Raw genomic sequence first — 14,046 nt, forward strand, 5'->3', positions numbered from 1 at the left:
ATCAGAGCGCCTTGGCGACGAAGCGGTTGATGAGGTTCTCCAGCCGCTCCTGCTGACCGGACTTGTGCTGCGGCAGGATGTCGTTCGCCACCGCCAGATCGGCGATCGAGGCGAGCGATGCGCCTTCGCCCATGATCGCCTGGCCATATTCGCCCTGCCAGCCGGCATAACGCTCGGTGCGGATGGCGTCGAACGTGCCGTCCTCGATGATCGCCGCCGCCACCAGCAGCGCGCGCGCGATCACGTCGACCGCGCCGACGTGGCCGTGGAACATGTCCGCCGGGTTGATGCTCTGGCGGCGCACCTTGGCGTCGAAGTTGAAGCCGCCGTCGGTGAAGCCGCCCGACCGCAGGATCTCGATCACCGCCAGCGTCATTTCCTCGACCGAGTTCGGGAATTGATCGGTGTCCCAGCCATTCTGGTGGTCGCCGCGATTGGCGTCGATCGAGCCGAACAGGCCGAGCGCGCGCGCGGTCGCGATCTCATGCTCGAACGTGTGGCTGGCGAGCGTCGCGTGGTTCGCCTCGATGTTGACCTTCACCTCATTCTCGAGGCCGTAGCGCTTGAGGAAGCCGTACACGGTGGCGGTGTCGAAGTCGTACTGATGCTTGGTCGGCTCGAACGGCTTCGGCTCGATCAGGATCGTGCCCTTGAAGCCGATCTTGTGCTTGTGCTCGACGACGAGGCTGAGGAAGCGGCCGAACTGGTTCAGCTCTTGCCCGATGTCGGTGTTGAGCAACGTCTCATAGCCCTCGCGGCCGCCCCACAGCACATAGTTGGAGCCGCCGAGGCGATGCGTCGCCTCCAGCGCCGAGCGCACCTGCAGCGCGCCGAACGCGACCACCTCGGGATCGGGATTGGTGGCGCCGCCCGACATGTAGCGCGGGTGGCTGAACAGGTTGGCGGTGCCCCACAGCAATTTGCGGCCCGACGCCGCCTGATGCTTCTCGAGATCGTCCACCGCCTCGGCGAAGAAGCGCTGATATTCGCTGACGTTGGTGGCGTTCGCCATCACGTCGACGTCGTGGAAGGCGTAGAAGGGCAGATCGAGCTTCTTGAAGAAGTCGAACGCCACCGCGCGCTTCAGCGTGGCGGCGGCGCTGTCGTTGGCGCCGGCATGCCAAGGCCGATCGAACGTGCCCGCGCCGAACACGTCGAAGCCGTTCCAGCAGAAGCTGTGCCAGAAACAGACGGCGAAGCGGAGATGGTCCTCCATCCGCTTGCCGAGGACGACCCGGTCCTTGTCGTAGAAGCGATAGGCCAGCTCGTCGTCGGTATCCGGACCCTTGAAGGTGACCGGCGCGATATCGGCGAAATAATCGGTGGGGTTCATGGGAGCTTACTCGTCTTGGGAGTGATGCGGGGATAAGCGGCGCGGAACGCCGCCTTCTTGGGAGCGAGGATGGCGACGTCGGCGGGGAGGGGCTCGATCACGCGCTCGACCGGCGGTGCGGTGCACACGTCGCGCGGATCGCCGCCGTCGACCGCCAGCTGGGCGAGGCGCGCGGCGCCCATCGCGGGGCCGACCTCGCCGCCGCGCAGATAGACGAGCGGCGTCTCCATCGCGGCGGACAGGATGCGACCCCAGTAACGCGAGCGCGCGCCGCCGCCGATCACCGCCAGCCGCTCGATCGTGCTGCCCGCGCCCTTCAGCACGTCGAGCCCGTCGGCGAGCGCGAAGGCGACGCCCTCCAGCACCGCCTGCGCCATCCGGCCGGCGTCGCTGTCATTGTCGAGGTTGAGAAAGGCGCCGCGCACCAGCGCGTCGTTGTAGGGCGTGCGCTCGCCCGACAGATAGGGGAGGAACAGTTCGCCGCCCGCGCCCGGCCCGATCGCCTCGGCACGCGCGAAAAGTTCGGCGGCATTGGGCGTGGCGGTGATGCGCGCGATCCAGTCGATGCACGATGCCGCCGACAGGTGGACCGACATCTGGTGCCACAGATCGGGCAGGCAGTGGCAGAATGCGTGGACCGCATTTTCGGGATCGGGCCGGAAATCGGACGTCGCGACGAAGATCACGCCCGACGTGCCGAGCGAGAGCAAGGCATCGCCGTCGGACACTACGCCGACGCCGACCGCGCCGCCGGCATTGTCGCCCGCACCGCCCGCCACGGGTACCTGCGCCATGCCCCAGCGCGCGGCGACATCGGCGAGCAAGGTGCCCGCGATGGCGGAGCCTTCCACCACGCGCGGCATGTGCGACAGATCGAGCCCGGTCGCAGCCAGCAATTCCTCGCTCCACGCGCGCTTCGCCACGTCGAGCCAGAGCGTGCCGGCGGCATCGGACATATCCGACGCTTTCTCGCCAGTCATGCGCAGCCGCACGAAATCCTTGGGCAGCAACACGGTGCGCGTCGCCGCGAAGATGTCGGGCTCGTGATGCCGCACCCATTGCAGTTTGGGCGCGGTGAAGCCCGGCATGACGAGATTGCCGGCCACCGTGTGGAAGGCGTCGGTCGCCGCGGTCAGCTCCTCGCACTCGGCGTGGCTGCGGCCGTCATTCCACAGGATAGCGGGACGCAGCGGCCGGTCGTCGGCGCCGAGCAAGGTGGCGCCGTGCATCTGCCCGGCGAGGCCGACGCCGCGCACCGCGCGCCGCACCGCCGGATCGATCGCCAGCACCGCTGCCTCGGTCGCGCGCCACCACGCATCCGGATCCTGCTCGGACCAGAGCGGGTGGGGGCGCGATACGGAGAGGGCGGCGGTGCCCTGGCCGGTGACGCTGCCGTCGGGGGCGATGGCGACCGCCTTCACCCCCGACGTGCCGATATCGATGCCGAGGAACATAAGCTTACTTCACGAACGGATCGACCGGGCGGATCGAGCCGTCCGGATTGAAGAACAATTCGGTCACCTTCACGTCGCGCAGGTGGTTCTTGTTGGACAGCTGCGTGTCGGCATAGAACAGCCACCATTTGCCGTTCCACGCGATGATCGAATGATGCGTCGTCCAGCCCTGCACCGGCAGCAGGAAATGGCCCTTGTAATGGAACGGCCCATAGGGGCTCGCGCCGGTCGCATAGGCCAGGAAATGTGTGTCGCCGGTCGAATAGGTAAAATAGTAAGTGCCGTTACGCTTGAACATCCACGACCCTTCGAAGAAGCGTCGTGTGTGGTCGCCGCCGAGCACCGGCTTGCCATGCTCGTCGAGGATGACGATGTCGCGCGGCGGCTCGGCGAACTGCGTCATGCCGGGCGCGAGCATCGCGATCTTGGGGGCAAGGGCCGGCTTGTCGTCCTGATGCAGATCGGTGTCGGAGCCGTTCGGATCGTACTTGCCGTTCTTCCAGCGCTGAAGCTGGCCGCCCCAGATGCCGCCGAACGTCATGTAGCTCTTGCCGTCGGTGTCGGAGAACACCGCCGGATCCATGCTGAAGCTGCCCTTGATCGGCAGCGGCTCGGCCTTGAACGGACCCATCGGATTCTTCGACGTGGCGACGCCGATGCGGAACGCGCCGAGCTTGTTCTTGTCCACGCTCTTGTCGCGCGCGGGGAAGTACAGGAAGTAGGTGCCGTTCTTATAGGCGGCGTCGGGCGCCCACATCTGCTTCGACGCCCACGGCACGTCCTTCACGTCGAGCGCGACGGGTCCGACCGTCACCGGGCCACCGATCCGGTCCATGCGCAGCACGCGATAATCGTGCATCGCATATTCGTTGCCGAGATCGTCGTCGGGGATGTTCGTCGGCACGTCGTGGCTTGGATAGACGTAGATCTTGCCACCGAAGACGTGCGCCGACGGATCGGCGGTGAAGATCGACGTAACCAGCGGCTGCGACAGATAATGCCGCCCGTCGGGCGCCGTCGTCGGCACCGGCGCCGCGCCGATCATCGTCCCGGCCAGCAGGGCGAGCCCCGCGCTGCGTGCAACGGAGCGTGCCATGCCTACATCTCCTCCAGTTCGCGGCCGCGCGTTTCGTGGATCAAGGTTCGCACCAGGAAGAACGAGACGAACGCGCTGACGGCGTAGAAGCCGTAGGTGATCGCGAGGCCGAGATTGGCCGCCGCGGGCGGAAAGCTGACCGAGATGAAGAAGTTGGCCGCCCACTGCGCCGCACCCGCCACCGCCAGGCCGGATCCGCGGATCTGGTTGGGGAACATCTCGCCCAGCATCACCCACACGATCGGGCCCCACGTCGCGTTGAAGAAGATGACGTAGAGGTTCGCCGCCACCAGCGCGATGCGTCCGGTGCCGGTCGCCAGATGGAGGCCGCCGTCGGCGCCGAGCGTCGCCGAGGCGAAGCAGAACGCGACCGTCGCCAGCGTGACCGTCATGCCGGCCGATCCGACCAGCAGCAGCGGCTTGCGCCCGATCTTGTCGACGGTGGCGACGGTGAACAGGCACGCGCCGATCGACAGCACGCCCGACAGGATGTTGATCTTCAGCGAGTCGCCCTCGCTGAAGCCGACCGACTGCCACAGCACCGCGCCGTAATAGAAGACGATGTTGATGCCGACGAACTGCTGGAAGATCGCGATGACCACGCCCGCCCACACGATCGGGCGGATGCGGCCGGTCGTGCGGTCGCGCAGGTCGGAGAAGCGCGGGCGATGGTCGGCCGAAAGCGAGCGCTGGATGTCGCCCACCGTCCGTTTGGCGGTGGTGGGGCCGAACAGGCGGGTCAGCACGGCCGTCGCCTCGTCGATCCGGCCGCGGGCGACCAGGAAGCGCGGGCTTTCCGGAATGAACATCAGGGCGATCAGATAGACGGCGGCGGGGATCGCCTGCATCCAGAACATCCAGCGCCACGCCGGCTGATCGAACCAGAGCAGGCTGGTCGAGTTGCCGGCCCACTGCGCCAGCACGTAATTCGCCACGAACGCGCCGGTCAGGCCGGTGATGATCATGATCTGCTGCAGGCTCGACAGGCGGCCGCGGATCGCCGCGGGCGTCACTTCGCTGATATAGACCGGGGTCAGCACGCTCGCCGCGCCGACGCCGAGCCCGCCCAGCAGCCGCGCGCAGACGAAGAAGACCGACGACGAGGCCGCGCCCGCGCCCAATGCGCTGACGAGGAACAGGCCCGCGGCGATGATCATCACGTTGCGGCGGCCGAGCCGATCGGCGAGGCGGCCGGCGAGGAATGCGCCCACCGCGCAGCCGATCAGGATCGCGCCGACGTTGAAGCCGGTGCCGAACTTGGACAGGCCGAACGCCTTCTCCAGCCCTTCCTGCGTGCCGTTGATGACGCCGCTGTCATAGCCGAACATGAAGCCGCCGATGGTCGCGACCGCGACGATCAGGACGATGAAGGCGACATTGACGCGCTCTCCGGCGCCTAACGAAACACTCTCTCCACTGTGCATCGGCCCGCCGGCCATGATTATATCCTCGCTGCTGGAAGGGTCAGGCCGGCGACGCCGGGTTCGAATGCAAACAGGTCGCCCGCCATCGGCTGCGCGGCGAGCGCGTCGGGCTCGAGCCCGAGCCGCGCGGTGGTGGCATAGGCCGTGCGCAGGCCGTCGCCGCCGAAAGCGATCTTGGTGATGTTGGCGACGGGGAAGGGCACCGTCAGCGCCAGTTGCCCCGCCGGATCGTAGCGGCGCACCGCCCAGCCGCCGAACAGCCCGATCCACACATGGCCCTCGGCATCGACCGTCGGCCCGTCGGGATGGCCGGCGCCATCCTCGATCATCGCGAACGGGCGCGCGGGGCCGAGCGTGCCGTCGTCGTTGATCGCGCTCGCCTGGATTGTGTTGCCGAGCGTGTCGACATGATAGAGCGTCGCGCCGTCGGGCGACACGGCCGGGCCGTTGGTGATCGTGATCGGCGTGATGCCGGCATCGACGGTCTCGCCGTCGCGATGGCGATAGAAGCGGCCGCTCGCCTCGCCCTCGGCATCGTGCATCGTGCCGAACCAGATCGCGCCGGTCGGATCGACCGTGGCGTCATTGAAGCGGTTGCCGGGCAGATGCGCCTCGGGATGGGCGACGAAATCGAACTGACCCGTCTTCGGATCGAAACGGTGGATGCCGCTCTGCATGCCCACCGCGAGCCCGCCGCCATCGGCGGGCAGGATCCAGCCGGGCTGTTCGGGCGCGGTCCACGTGCGCAGTGCCTGCGTGTCGGGATCGAAGCGGTGGAGGCGAAACTGCTTGATGTCGACGAACCACAACGCATTCTCGGCCGCCGACCACATCGGCCCTTCGCCCAGAGTGGCGCCAAGCGTCAGCACGTCGATGACCTCGATCGTCATGTCAGCGCCATCCTGCATCGACGAAATAATCGTGGCCGGTGCACATTCGCGCATCATCGGAGGCGAGGAACAGCGCCATCGCCGCGACGTCGGATGGCTGGATACGGCCGGCGAGGCACTGGGCGGAAACGATCTCCGCCTCGCCCTCGGGCGTGTACCATTTCATCTGCCGCTCCGTCTGCACGTTGCCCGGCACGATCGTGTTCACCCGGATCCCGGACGGGCCGAGATCGCGGGCGAGGGCGCGGGTCATGCCTTCGATCCCGGCCTTGGCGGTCTGATAAAGCACGATCTCGGGCAAGGCGAGGTGCCAGCTGATCGAGCCGAAGTTGATGATCGAGCCGCATCCGGCGTCCTTCATCCCCGGGATCACCGCCTGCGCGGCGAAGAACAGGTGGCGCAGATTGACCGCCATCCGGTCTTCCCAATATTCGGGCGTGACCTCGTCGACCGTGTGGCGATCGTCGTTGGCGGCATTGTTGACCAGCACCTCGATGCTGCCGCCCAAGGCGGTCGCGACGTCGGCGACGGTCTGCTTGAGCGCGGCGATGTCGGTCAGGTCGCAGGGGAAGAAGACCGGCTTGTGCGCCGCACCCTCGCCGAGCCGCGCGACCAGCGCCTCGGATGCGTCGCGCGCAATGTCGACGAACGCGACGCGCGCGCCCTGCGCCACGAACGCCTCGACCAGCCCTTCGCCGATGCCCGAGCCGCCGCCGGTGATCAGCACCGCACGCCCGACGAGGCTGGGATAGCTCGCGCCTCCGCTCATGCCGTCGCGCCTGCCGTGAGCAATCCGCGGCCGGCGAGGTTGCGCATCAGATTGCCGATGCCGAACGACCAGGCCGGCGCGTCCTTGCTGGTGGCGACCTCGTTGACCAGCCGGCCGAGGCGCGGCGTGGCGATGCTGACCCGGTCGCCCAGTTTGTGGGTAAAGCCGCGGCCGGGCGTATCGCGATCCTCGGTCGGCGCGAACAGGGTGCCGAGGAACAAGGCGAAACCGTCGGGATAATGATGCTCGGACAGAGCCTGCCGCACCAGCTCCTCCGGATCGCGGCTGATCTCGCGCATCGAGCTGTGGCCGGTCAGGCGGTAACCGTCGGTGCCCTCGATCAGCAGATCGAGCTCGGCATCGCGGACGTCGTCCATCGTGAAGCCGTCGTCGAACAGCCGGATCAGCGGCCCGAGCGAGCAGGATGCGTTATTGTCCTTGGCCTTGCCGAGCAGCAGCGCCGAGCGCCCCTCGAAATCGCGCAGATTGACGTCGTTGCCCAACGTCGCGCCGACCGCCTTGCCGCGGCTGTCGACGATCAGCACCACCTCGGGCTCGGGATTGTTCCACGAACTGTCGGAGCGGATGCCCACCGGCGCGCCCCAGCCGACGGTGGAGAGCACCGGCGACTTGGTGAAGATCTCGGCGTCCGGGCCGATCGCGACCTCGAGATATTGCGACCACATGCCGTCGCCGATCAGCGCCTGCTTCAGCGCCTCGGCCTCCGGGCTGCCCGGCGTCACGCTGCGGATGCTGCCGCCGATCGCGGCCTCCAGCCGGCCGCGCACCGCGGCGGCGGCATCGGCGTCGCCGCGCGCACGCTCCTCGATCACGCGCTCCAGCGCCGAGACCGCGAAGGTCACGCCCGAGGCCTTCACCACCTGCAGGTCGACCGGGCTCAGCAGGTCGAGCGTCTCCAGCGCGCCGATCTCGCGGCCGCCTTCGCGCCACAGGCCCTGGTCGAGCAGTTCGGAGACGGTGGGGGCGACCACGCTCATGTCGAAAACGACGCCGCCCCGCACCACGATCGGGCTCGGCCCCTCGGCTGTGGCGATGCGACCGACGAGCGTGGCCTCGCGCCAATCGCCCGGCAACTCGGCCGACGGATCCAGATTTGCCATGCAGTATCCCCTCGCTCGACCGGCCGGCTGTATCGTTGATAGCGCTATCAACCTGCGGCTTCTACCAATCGGCGCAAAGGCGGCACGCTGTCAAGCTGGCCCTCGCCGGCTTTATCTGGCAGCGCGCGCGGCACTGGTTGGGCAAGGAGAAAGAACGGCATGACTGCGCCGAAGATCGTGTGTTTTGGAGAGCTGATGCTGCGGCTGTCGCCGCCCAACGGCACGCCCTTGCTCGCCTGGCCCACGCTCGACGCCAATTTCGGGGGGGCGGAGGCCAATGTCGCGGTCGCTCTGGCGCAGCTCGGCGATGCGGCGGCGGTGGTGACGGCCTTGCCCCAGAACCCGCTCGGCGACGCGGCGATCGCAGCGTTGCGCCGTGCCGGCGTTGCGACAGACCGCATCCAGCGCGCGCGCGGCCGGCTCGGCCTGTATTTCCTGACGCCGGGCGCCGGCCTGCGTGCATCGACCGTGCTGTACGACCGTGCCGACAGCGTGTTCGCGCGCTCCGGCGCGGGCGACTATGACTGGCCGAGCCTGCTGGCCGGGGCGGAGTGGCTGCATCTATCGGGCATCACGCCCGCGCTCGGGCAGCGTTCGGCCGAACTGGCGATCGAGGCGGCGACTGCGGCACGCGCGCTGGGCGTGCGCGTCTCGCTCGACGGCAATTACCGCGCCAATCTGTGGGAGGCGTGGGACAGCGATCCGCGCGCGATCCTGCATGCCCTGGTGTCCACCGCCAGCCTGCTGATCGGCAATCATCGCGACGTGTCGCTGTTGCTCGGCCGCAGCTTCTCCGGCGAGCGCGCCGACCGGCGCGCGGCGGCGCTGGCGGCGTTCGAGGCCTATCCGCAGCTCGAGGCGATCGCATCGACCTGCCGTCGCGTCGAAAGCAGCGCGCGCCATTATCTGGCGGCGCGGCTCGACACGCGGGAGGGCGAGGTTCACACCGACGAGGTGACGCTCGACGGCATCGTCGATCGGCTCGGCACCGGCGACGCCTTCGCGGCCGGCGTGCTGCACGGGCTGCTGGGCGGCGGGATCGACGTCCAGCGCGCGCTGCATCTCGCCGCGCTCAAGCATTTCACCCCGGGCGACTTCAGCGCGACGACCCTGGCCGAGCTGGACGCGTTCGATCCGGGCAATCTCGACGTTCGGCGGTAACATCCACCGTCATGCCAGCGCAGGCTGACATCCCGTGCGGCGGGCGGCGCGCCAGAAGCGGGAGACCCCAGCCTTCGCTGGGGTGACGGATTATCCGCTGGGGTGACGGAACAAGGGAGGGGTGGCGCGTAAGGCTCAGCCCGCCACCTTCTCCCACGCCGCGACCAGCTCGGCCGCGCGGGTGCCGACCGTCTCGGCGCTGTCGCCCGGACGGTAGAGCGCGCCGCCGACGCCGATGCCCTCGGCGCCTGCCGCGATCCATTCGCCGAAATTGGCCGCGCCGGTGCCGCCCACCGCCCACAACCGGACGTCCTTCGGCAGCACCTCGCGCACCGCCTTCAGGAACGGCATGCCCTGTTGCGCCGCCGGGAACAGCTTGAGGCGGGTGGCGCCCGCAGCCAGTGCAGCGAACGCCTCGGTCGGCGTCATGAAGCCGGGCAGGATGTCGAGCTCCAGCGACACGGCGCGTTCGATCACATGCGGGTTGGTGTTGGGCGTCACGATCAGCCGGCCACCTGCCTTGGCGACCTGATCGACCTGATCGGGCAGCAGCACCGTGCCCGCGCCGCACAAGGCCCGATCGCCGGCGACGCGCGCCATGGTGGCGATGCTGGTCAGCGGATCGGGCGAGTTGAGCGGAATCTCGATGAAGCGGATGCCCGCCGCGATCAGCGCCTCGACGGTCGCCTCGGTCTCTTCGGGGCGGATGCCGCGCAGGATGGCGACGATGGGCGGGGCCTTGGCGGCGATCAGCTGGGCGAGGGTCATGCCCCGCCTTAACCGCGCATCATGACCGCGCAAAGGCCGCGCCCCACCGGAGCGCGGCGATGCGCCTTACTTCAGCGACAGCAGATAATCGGCGACGGCCGACGCATCGGCGGGGTTCTTGATGCCGCCGAACGCCATCTTCGTGCCGGGCACGCGCGCCTGCGGGCCAGAGATGAAGCTCACCAGCTCCGCCTTGGTCCACTTGATCTTCGCGGCCTTCATCGCCGGCGAGTAATCATAGCCATCGAGCGTACCCGACGTGCGACCGCCGACCTGCCACAGGTTCGGCCCGACGCCCGACGGCGCGCCCGCCTCGACCTTGTGGCACGCGCCGCAGATCGCGAAGGAGGCCGGCTTCGGCAGGGGCGCGGCCAATGCCGGCGCAGCGATGGCGAGGCAGGCAAATCCCAGCGACTTCTTCATTCGGCATCCTCCACGTCGTGATTCGGTAGACACGATTCGCATCCTGCCCGCGATATTGCATACAAGATGACTGTTAGCCGAACAGTTCGCCTTCGGGATAGGCGATCTCGGTGATTTCATAGTCTTTCGTGCCGGCGGGCAACTCGACGCGACGCAGGTCGCCTACCACAGCGCCGCGCAGCGCTCGGGCGAGCGGCGAGCGCCAGCTGATCCGGCCGGCGGTGGCATCGGCCTCGTCCTCGCCAACCAACGTCAGCACGCGCGCACGATCGTCCTCATCCACGATCGTCACCGTCGCGCCGAACCACGCCCGGGTGCGATCCTGCTGGCTGGCGGGATCGATCACCTTCACCGCCTTCATGCGTCGCGCGAGGTGCGACAGCTCGCGATCGATCTCGCGCAGCCGTTTGCGGCCATAGATATAGTCGCCATTCTCCGATCGGTCGCCATTGCCGGCCGCCCACGAGATCACCTCGACCAGTTTGGGCCGCTCGGACGAGAACAGGGCCTCGTAGCGCGTGCGCATCGCCGCGAATCCCGCCGGGGTGATCGGCTGTTCGTCGGCCAAGATTCAGCCCGCGCTTTTCTTGCCGAGATAATAAGACAGGCGGTCTTTCTCCGGCGTGCGTGCGCGGGCGGGGTTGAACAGGTCGTAGACGACCGCATTCTCCAGCACCTTCTGCACATAGCCGCGCGTCTCGGCGAGCGGGATCTTCTCGATCCAGTCGACCACGTCGACCTGCGGCGTGCGCGGGTCGCCATTGTTGCGGATGAAGCGGTTCACGTTGCCCGGCCCGGCATTGTAGCTCGCCACCGCCAGCACGTAATTGCCGTCATAATAAGTCAGCATCCGGTCGAAGAAGGCCGATCCGATCATGACGTTGTAGCCGATATCCTCGGTCAGCCGGCTCGGCTCCCACGGCAGGCCGAGCTTGCCCGCTTGCTCCTTGGCGGTCGCCGGCATGAGCTGGAGCAGGCCGCGCGCGCCCACCGGGCTCATCGCCTCGCGATCGAACTGGCTTTCCTGGCGGGCGATGGCGTGGACCATCGTCCACTGGCTCTGCATTGCCGGCGGCACGGTCACCTGCGGAAAGCCGATGCGGATCGGGTCGCGCGAGCCGCTGGCGCGCGCCTGGCGCGAGACGATCACGCCGAGATCGGGGCGCCCCATCGAACGGGACAGTTCGCCGACGAGAACATGATCCTGATCGCTCTTGGCGCCCAGCGCGATCTGGCGGACGAAGGTGGTCTGCTCGGGCCACATGCGCTGCTGGCCGAGCAGGCGCGCGGCGTGGACCAGTTCGCCGTCATAGAAAGTGGCGCGCGTCGCCGGCGCGATGGCGGGCGCGGCGGGATCGGGCGGCACGGATATGGTGCGGCCGAGCCGCTCGGTCGCGAGCTGGCCGTAGAATTGATCGACGTTGGCGGCCGCAGCGGCAAGATGGATGTCGGCACCCGCCGCGTCGCCTGCTGCCTGCGCCGCGCGCCCGGCCCAATAATTGCCCTTGGCCTGCGTGCCCGGCGTGGCCGAGCCGCGCGCATAGCGTACGAACATCGCCTCGGCGTCTTTGGGATGCTCGAGCCCCTTCAGCGCGGTCCAGCCACCCAGCCAGACGAGACTGGTATAGGGATCGCGCTCTGCCAGCGGCCGCCCGCTGATGTCGGTGCCGGCGGCGAAGGCGGCGTCGGCCTGCAGCGCGATGCCGTAGACGGTCGCGTCCTGATGATCGTTCGCCGCCGCCCGCGCGAAGCCGAGCAGGGCCTCCAGATATTTCTGCGCGTCGAACGGCGGAGCATCGAGCGTGCGCGGCTGCGCGAGCCAGGTGCGCGCCGTGCCCCACGCGCCGGTGTCACGCAGCCACGCGGCGCGATCGACGACGAAACCGGCGTCGCGCTCCGCAGTGGGGCCGAGCGCCGCCGATTGCGCCGCCGCATCGGCTGCCTTGAGCTGGAAGGCGAGCCGCGCGGCGTAGAGCGGCCGGCGACCGGGCGTGACGAGGTTGAGCTGGCGCTGCGCCGAGAGCGTGGCGCGATCCCACAGCAGCCGTTCCATCCGTTGGTCCTGCTCGGCCGGCGTGAACTGGCCGGCGAAGCGCGCGGTCAGCCGCCCCTCGTCGTCGGGCGAGAGCGCGCCGCCGGTCCACGCCGCCGCCGCCGCATCGCGCGCCTCGGGCGTGCGGCCGAGCGCCGCCAGCGCTTCGGCATAGCGCACGCGGCCGGCCGCGGTGGTCGGCGGCATCGCGGTGAAATAAGCGGCAACCCGCGTCGGATCGGCCTGATCCGGCATGATCTGGCGCTCGGCGGCGCGACGCAGCCCCGATTCGCCCGGCCAGCCGGGATGCGCGGTCAGGAAGCTCGCATAATCGTCGAACGGCAGGCGGTCGCTCTGGCGCAGCCGCGTCCACTGGTCGATCGCGCGCCACAGCGGGTCAGTGCGGCCGGGCAGCCCCGGCGCCGGCGTCGGCGCGGTCGCCGCCACCGACTCTTCGGGCGCAGCGCGGCGTATCGGGTGGAAGGTAAGGGTTGCCGCCGCCGCCGCGACCGACAGCGCGAGCAAGGCGGGAGGGGTCAGCCGGCGGGCGATGCTGGACAGACGGCGCGACCTTTCCCTATCAGGCGCGCCTGGCTTGGCGGGGCGATCATGCTCGGTCTGGGCCATGGTGCCTATATGACGACGGAACCTGGGAAGTGAAGGGAGCGGAGATGTTCAAGGGCTCGATCCCGGCACTGGTCACCCCCATGCGCGACGGCGCGATCGACGAGACGGCGTTCCGCGCGCTGGTCGATTGGCAGGTGGCGGAGGGCTCGTCGGCGCTCGTGCCGTGCGGCACCACCGGCGAAAGCGCGACCATGTCGATTGCCGAGCATGATCGGGTGGTCGCCTTGTGCATCGAGGCGGCAGCGGGTCGCGTGCCGGTCATCGCCGGCTGCGGATCGAACGACACGGTGGTGGCGCTCGCGCACATGCGCTCGGCGCAGGCGGCGGGGGCCGATGCGGCGCTGGTGGTGCTGCCTTATTACAACCGCCCCAACCAGGACGGGCTGATCGCGCACTTCACCTATCTGGCCGAGCGGTGCGACCTGCCGATCATCGTCTACAACGTCCCTGGCCGGACGGTGACCGACATCGCCGTCGAGACGCTGGCGACGCTCGCGCGGCTGCCCACCATCGTCGGCGTCAAGGATGCGAGCGGCAAGGTCGAGCGCGTCACCGCGCAGCGACTCGCCTGCGGCACCGATTTCTGCCAGCTGTCGGGCAATGACGACATGGCGCTCGGCTTCATGGCGATGGGCGGCGTCGGCTGCATCTCGGTCACCGCCAATGTCGCTCCGCGGCTGTGCGCCGACTTCCAGGCGGCTTGTCGCGAGGGGCGCTGGGACGCGGCGCTGGCGCTGCAGGACCGGCTCTATCCGCTCCACGCCGCGCTGTTCAGCGATGCGTCGCCTGGGCCGGTCAAATATGCGCTGGCGCGGGTGCGGCCCGATTTTCCGACCGAGTTGCGCCTGCCGATGACCCCGCCGTCCGCCGCCAGCCGCAAGGCGGTCGACGAGGCGCTCGCGTGGGCCGGTCTGGTCTGAGGCGGACGATGTGAGGGGCTGAGCGGCC

General features: G+C 68.8%; 13 protein-coding genes. 2 read left to right on the forward strand and 11 right to left on the reverse strand.

Going from position 1 to position 14,046, the window contains the following annotated elements:
- Position 1 precedes the first annotated feature (1 nt).
- From xylA to K8P63_RS08715, 7 genes are read right to left on the reverse strand one after another with little or no spacing between them, the layout of a single operon-like run.
- Positions 2-1,333, reverse strand: coding sequence for a xylose isomerase (xylA, locus tag K8P63_RS08685; protein ID WP_223799403.1), 1,332 nt, complete (start codon positions 1,331-1,333; stop codon positions 2-4).
- Positions 1,330-2,787, reverse strand: a complete 1,458-nt coding sequence (gene xylB, locus K8P63_RS08690) for a xylulokinase (protein ID WP_223799404.1) — start codon at positions 2,785-2,787, stop codon at positions 1,330-1,332. The genes xylA and xylB overlap by 4 nt, the downstream gene beginning before the upstream one ends.
- A 4-nt stretch (positions 2,788-2,791) precedes the next feature.
- The gene (locus K8P63_RS08695) at positions 2,792-3,832 is read right to left on the reverse strand and encodes a glycoside hydrolase family 43 protein (protein WP_223799790.1); all 1,041 of its coding nucleotides are present in this window, start codon (positions 3,830-3,832) and stop codon (positions 2,792-2,794) included.
- 53 nt (positions 3,833-3,885) lie between these two features.
- Positions 3,886-5,322 carry a sugar porter family MFS transporter gene (locus K8P63_RS08700; RefSeq protein WP_223799405.1) on the reverse strand — a complete coding sequence of 479 codons (1,437 nt, stop codon included), beginning with the start codon at positions 5,320-5,322 and terminating at the stop codon, positions 3,886-3,888.
- Positions 5,323-5,324: 2 nt separating this feature from the next.
- The gene (locus K8P63_RS08705; protein ID WP_223799406.1) at positions 5,325-6,197 is read right to left on the reverse strand and encodes an SMP-30/gluconolactonase/LRE family protein; all 873 of its coding nucleotides are present in this window, start codon (positions 6,195-6,197) and stop codon (positions 5,325-5,327) included.
- Position 6,198: 1 nt separating this feature from the next.
- Positions 6,199-6,966 carry an SDR family NAD(P)-dependent oxidoreductase gene (locus K8P63_RS08710; protein WP_223799407.1) on the reverse strand — a complete coding sequence of 256 codons (768 nt, stop codon included), beginning with the start codon at positions 6,964-6,966 and terminating at the stop codon, positions 6,199-6,201.
- Entirely contained in the window at positions 6,963-8,087 is a 1,125-nt protein-coding gene (locus K8P63_RS08715) for a fumarylacetoacetate hydrolase family protein (RefSeq protein WP_223799408.1), read from the reverse strand. The genes K8P63_RS08710 and K8P63_RS08715 overlap by 4 nt, the downstream gene beginning before the upstream one ends.
- Positions 8,088-8,246: 159 nt before the next feature.
- Here K8P63_RS08715 and K8P63_RS08720 point away from each other — a divergent pair, with 159 nt between their 5' ends.
- Positions 8,247-9,248, forward strand: coding sequence for a sugar kinase (locus K8P63_RS08720; RefSeq protein ID WP_223799409.1), 1,002 nt, complete (start codon positions 8,247-8,249; stop codon positions 9,246-9,248).
- Between the two features lie 135 nt (positions 9,249-9,383).
- Here the strand turns inward: K8P63_RS08720 and K8P63_RS08725 are convergent, their stop codons facing one another.
- The 4 genes from K8P63_RS08725 to K8P63_RS08740 form a co-directional block, all read right to left on the reverse strand.
- Positions 9,384-10,016 carry a 2-dehydro-3-deoxy-6-phosphogalactonate aldolase gene (locus K8P63_RS08725; RefSeq protein ID WP_223799410.1) on the reverse strand — a complete coding sequence of 211 codons (633 nt, stop codon included), beginning with the start codon at positions 10,014-10,016 and terminating at the stop codon, positions 9,384-9,386.
- Between the two features lie 66 nt (positions 10,017-10,082).
- Positions 10,083-10,439: a c-type cytochrome gene (locus tag K8P63_RS08730; protein ID WP_223799411.1), complete on the reverse strand. Its 357-nt coding sequence runs from the start codon at positions 10,437-10,439 to the stop codon at positions 10,083-10,085.
- 73 nt (positions 10,440-10,512) lie between these two features.
- The gene (locus tag K8P63_RS08735) at positions 10,513-10,965 is read right to left on the reverse strand and encodes a GreA/GreB family elongation factor (RefSeq protein ID WP_263282722.1); all 453 of its coding nucleotides are present in this window, start codon (positions 10,963-10,965) and stop codon (positions 10,513-10,515) included.
- Between the two features lie 45 nt (positions 10,966-11,010).
- The gene (locus tag K8P63_RS08740) at positions 11,011-13,098 is read right to left on the reverse strand and encodes a lytic transglycosylase domain-containing protein (RefSeq protein ID WP_223799413.1); all 2,088 of its coding nucleotides are present in this window, start codon (positions 13,096-13,098) and stop codon (positions 11,011-11,013) included.
- A gap of 44 nt (positions 13,099-13,142) precedes the next feature.
- Between K8P63_RS08740 and dapA the strand changes: the two genes are divergently transcribed.
- Positions 13,143-14,018: a 4-hydroxy-tetrahydrodipicolinate synthase gene (gene dapA, locus K8P63_RS08745; protein ID WP_223799414.1), complete on the forward strand. Its 876-nt coding sequence runs from the start codon at positions 13,143-13,145 to the stop codon at positions 14,016-14,018.
- The last annotated feature ends 28 nt before the right edge of the window (positions 14,019-14,046 follow it).

Source organism: Sphingomonas nostoxanthinifaciens (assembly GCF_019930585.1).
In the GTDB taxonomy this organism is placed as follows: Bacteria; Pseudomonadota; Alphaproteobacteria; order Sphingomonadales; family Sphingomonadaceae; genus Sphingomonas_I; species Sphingomonas_I nostoxanthinifaciens.

Bases quoted from the DNA above. Each gene is read 5' to 3' on its own strand.
- xylA (WP_223799403.1), bottom strand. From the start codon at position 1,333: ATGAACCCCACCGATTATTTCGCCGATATCGCGCCGGTCACCTTCAAG.
- xylB (WP_223799404.1), bottom strand. From the start codon at position 2,787: ATGTTCCTCGGCATCGATATCGGCACGTCGGGGGTGAAGGCGGTCGCC.
- K8P63_RS08695 (WP_223799790.1), bottom strand. From the start codon at position 3,832: ATGATCGGCGCGGCGCCGGTGCCGACGACGGCGCCCGACGGGCGGCAT.
- K8P63_RS08700 (WP_223799405.1), bottom strand. From the start codon at position 5,322: ATGGCCGGCGGGCCGATGCACAGTGGAGAGAGTGTTTCGTTAGGCGCC.
- K8P63_RS08705 (WP_223799406.1), bottom strand. From the start codon at position 6,197: ATGACGATCGAGGTCATCGACGTGCTGACGCTTGGCGCCACTCTGGGC.
- K8P63_RS08710 (WP_223799407.1), bottom strand. From the start codon at position 6,966: ATGAGCGGAGGCGCGAGCTATCCCAGCCTCGTCGGGCGTGCGGTGCTG.
- K8P63_RS08715 (WP_223799408.1), bottom strand. From the start codon at position 8,087: ATGGCAAATCTGGATCCGTCGGCCGAGTTGCCGGGCGATTGGCGCGAG.
- K8P63_RS08720 (WP_223799409.1), top strand. From the start codon at position 8,247: ATGACTGCGCCGAAGATCGTGTGTTTTGGAGAGCTGATGCTGCGGCTG.
- K8P63_RS08725 (WP_223799410.1), bottom strand. From the start codon at position 10,016: ATGACCCTCGCCCAGCTGATCGCCGCCAAGGCCCCGCCCATCGTCGCC.
- K8P63_RS08730 (WP_223799411.1), bottom strand. From the start codon at position 10,439: ATGAAGAAGTCGCTGGGATTTGCCTGCCTCGCCATCGCTGCGCCGGCA.
- K8P63_RS08735 (WP_263282722.1), bottom strand. From the start codon at position 10,965: ATGCGCACGCGCTACGAGGCCCTGTTCTCGTCCGAGCGGCCCAAACTG.
- K8P63_RS08740 (WP_223799413.1), bottom strand. From the start codon at position 13,098: ATGGCCCAGACCGAGCATGATCGCCCCGCCAAGCCAGGCGCGCCTGAT.
- dapA (WP_223799414.1), top strand. From the start codon at position 13,143: ATGTTCAAGGGCTCGATCCCGGCACTGGTCACCCCCATGCGCGACGGC.